The sequence below is a fragment of the Rhizobium sp. PEPV16 genome (assembly GCF_008919455.1).
Classification (GTDB): Bacteria; Pseudomonadota; Alphaproteobacteria; order Rhizobiales; family Rhizobiaceae; genus Rhizobium; species Rhizobium leguminosarum_Q.
Window position 1 is genome coordinate 1 of the sequence record NZ_VSZV01000081.1, and the last position, 3,074, is coordinate 3,074.

Genomic DNA, 3,074 nt, shown 5'->3' on the forward strand with positions numbered 1-3,074 from the left:
CATAGGGTGCTGCATCGAGATTTGCGAGAACGTCTCCGCTCTTGATGACGTCGCCTTCGTCGGCATGGAGTTCGGCGAGACGGCCGCTGACACGGAAACCGAGCGAGACCTGGCGGATATCGACATTGCCGTAAAGGACGAACTCGCGGCGGGCCTCAGGCAACCAGCCGAGCTTTTCGGGCAGGCCGTACCACCAGGCGGCGGCACCCGCCGCCACGAGAAGAAGGATGGCTATGGGAAAGATGCGTTTCATGCGGCACTTCCTTTCGATGCGCCGATGGCATCGACCAGCTCTGCGGCGAGGCCGCGCACGGTTTCCACCTGTTCCGGGCCGACGCCCTCCCACTCCATCTGGGCGAGCACGGCTGCATGGGCGACGCGAAAGACGAGGATGCTGCCGAGAAGGGTGAAGGTGCGCAGGCGCACATGTTCCGAGGCGGGATCCTCATGAAGGATGGCGCCGATCAGCCGCCGGCTCATCTCAATCATCGGCCGCATGAGGCCCTGATAGACCCGTGTGAAGGCTTCTGTCGGCTCCATCTGCTCGCGGATCAGGAAGCGCGCCCAGGATTCGGACTCCTTGCCGACGAACAGCGTCACCATGGTCTGCAAAATCTCGGTCAGGAAATGGCGAGCCTCCGCTTCACCAAGCGGTTTGCCTGCAGCATCGAGCGCCAGCAGATGCGCGCCGACGTGCGCCCTCATGTCACCGACATGCGTATTGATCTGCATCATCAGATATTCGGCGGTGGCGATGTAGAGACCTTCCTTGCTGCCGAAATAATAGGGGATTGCCTGCAGGTTGACGCCGGCCGCTTCGGTCAGCTGTCGCGTCGAGGCGCCATCGAAACCATAGCGGCCGAAGACGTCGAGAGCGGCGGTCAGCATCTTCTGGCGCGCGATCTCGGCGCGGGCAGAGGCTGGTGAAGGTTGGTTATCGCGTTCCTGAGTCATGACGGGTTTATAACGCCGATGGACAAATAAGTCAATCGATTGATATATTTCGAAAGTAGATGTTATCGACCGATGCCTTTACTGAGGCAAGGCAAGAACGTGAGATCGCTCATGGCTGGATGCGTGGCCTGATGGGGGATCGATATGTGCCGTTCAGCGTTCGACAAGGCAAAGAGACCCGTGGGAACGGGTCTCTCAGGGTTCTCGGGGTGGGAAGAGGAACCAAGCCTTGGGGTCGGCTGCTAACAGGTAGCGGTATAATATCGCTAATTTTCACGACACTAATATGTCTGGTGCCGACCGGCCGCAAAACAAAAAAGCCGCCACTTTTTCGTGATCCCTGCGGCACTGTTTTGACACAAAACTGCCTTGCTCTTTCCGTATCGCCGGTTCGATGCGTATTCAGATTTATATTATCGCGCTGCTGCTCAGCGCCATCATGTGGTCGATCTCGTTCGATGCGGCGCGAGAATCCTATCATGCCGCGCAAAGCGCGGGATTGATGCCGAACCTGCACATTAACAAGAAGCTGGATCGCATTCTATAAACTGCGATGCAGCGTCCAGGTCAGCGGTACAATTGGCCGATGTTGCGTTCTCGACATCGGGCCAGCGAATGTTTTTGCTATGCGCTCGCGAGCCTTCCGGACAGAAAGTCAAATTTCGTAAAATTTGACCGATCTGCTTAAAAGCCCTGAAAATACTGATGTGTAGAGTGGTCTCATGAAAGCGACCGAAGCGTGGACAGACGCGTCGATCGTTTGGAGCCGGGCAAACCGAACGCCCGCTGATCCGCAAACGGGGACTTCAACATGCACAGAACTCTTGCCGCCATCGCCTTGACCCTGACCATCACTGCCGCTGCCGAGCCGGCATTCGCCGTCGGCCCCGCCAGCCTTGCCCGCGACCTGATGTACACCTCCGCCATCGGCCATGCGCCCGAAGTTCCGTTGACGACTCGCGCCGGTTTCGTGCGCCCAGGCGTTCCTTTCGTCCTGCGCAGCCCGGCTGCGGTCGAGGGCGAGGGCTATCGGCTCAAGACCTATTCGCAGAGCCTGACCGTTGTCGTCGGTTACGTGTTTTCGACAGCGGTCGAGGCCGTGCAGGCGGTTACGTTTCTTCGCTGATACCTAGCCAGATCTTAGGTCGATCAGGGCCTAAGATCATCCGCACCTAAAGCGCGTCGCATGTCGTTGTCGCAAAACCATTACGCACTTTTGCGCGACATCCGCTAGGCGTCGAGTTCGCCGCGCACATCGAGATACCAGTCGACGAAGGCCTTGACGCCGATCTCCAGGGTCGTATCCGGCTTGTAGCCCGTCAGCGCGACGAGCAGATCGGGGGCCGCGAAGGTACGCGGCACATCACCTTTCTGCATCGCCAGCATCTTGCGGATGGCAGGACGGCCGAGCGCCTTTTCCACCGTTTCGACGAAATCCATCAGGCTGACCGGCTGGCCGCCGCCAATATTGACGACGCGAAAGGGCGCCTGGCGCGAGAGCGTTTCGACAGCCGTGTTTTCGAGGCGATTTCCCTCGGACGGGACGACCGCCGATAGCCTGACAATCGCCTCAATGAGATCGTCTATATAGGTGAAGTCACGGCTCATATTGCCTTCGCCGTAGATCTCGATCGGCTGGCCTTCGAGCATGTTCTTGGTGAATTTGAACAGCGCCATGTCAGGGCGGCCCCACGGGCCATAAACGGTGAAAAAGCGAAAGGCCGTGGTCGGAATCTTGTGAAGATGGGCATAACTGTGCGCCATCAGTTCCATCGATTTCTTCGTCGCCGCATAGATGGTCAGCGGCTCGTCGGCGCGATCGGTCTCGCGAAAGGGGACGGTTGCATTGGCGCCATAGATCGATGATGTCGAGGCCAGCATCAGATGGCGGATTTCGACGCGCCGCGCGATTTCCATGATATTCCACGAGCCTTCGACGTTCGAACGAAGATAGGCCTCGGGATTTTCCAGGCTGTAGCGCACGCCGGCCTGTGCGGCGAGGTGAATCAGGATGTCGGGCTTGGCCGCCAGAACAGCCGCTTCCAGCGCTGGCCGGTCCTCGAGCATTGATATGACGGGTTTGAAGGCCGGAAACTGGGAGAGTGCCGCATGGCGCATCT

General features: G+C 58.8%; 4 protein-coding genes. 1 reads left to right on the forward strand and 3 read right to left on the reverse strand.

Annotated elements, in window-relative coordinates; genetic code table 11:
* Both FY112_RS00865 and FY112_RS00870 read right to left on the reverse strand, forming a co-directional pair.
* On the reverse strand, positions 1-253 hold a 253-nt coding region (locus FY112_RS00865; RefSeq protein ID WP_151517397.1), incomplete at its 3' end, for a biotin/lipoyl-binding protein.
* On the reverse strand, positions 250-954 hold the full coding sequence (locus tag FY112_RS00870) for a CerR family C-terminal domain-containing protein (RefSeq protein ID WP_131629779.1): 705 nt from the start codon (positions 952-954) through the stop codon (positions 250-252). The genes FY112_RS00870 and FY112_RS00865, both read right to left, overlap by 4 nt.
* Before the next feature lie 811 nt (positions 955-1,765).
* Between FY112_RS00870 and FY112_RS00875 the strand changes: the two genes are divergently transcribed.
* Positions 1,766-2,080 carry a hypothetical protein gene (locus tag FY112_RS00875; RefSeq protein ID WP_131619583.1) on the forward strand — a complete coding sequence of 105 codons (315 nt, stop codon included), beginning with the start codon at positions 1,766-1,768 and terminating at the stop codon, positions 2,078-2,080.
* A 104-nt stretch (positions 2,081-2,184) separates the two neighbouring features.
* Here the strand turns inward: FY112_RS00875 and FY112_RS00880 are convergent.
* On the reverse strand, positions 2,185-3,074 hold an 890-nt coding region (locus FY112_RS00880), incomplete at its 5' end, for an NAD-dependent epimerase/dehydratase family protein (protein WP_151517398.1).

What these genes read in the sequence shown, in the direction of transcription:
- FY112_RS00870 (WP_131629779.1), bottom strand. Translation starts at nt 954, where the DNA reads ATGACTCAGGAACGCGATAACCAACCTTCACCAGCCTCTGCCCGCGCC.
- FY112_RS00875 (WP_131619583.1), top strand. Translation starts at nt 1,766, where the DNA reads ATGCACAGAACTCTTGCCGCCATCGCCTTGACCCTGACCATCACTGCC.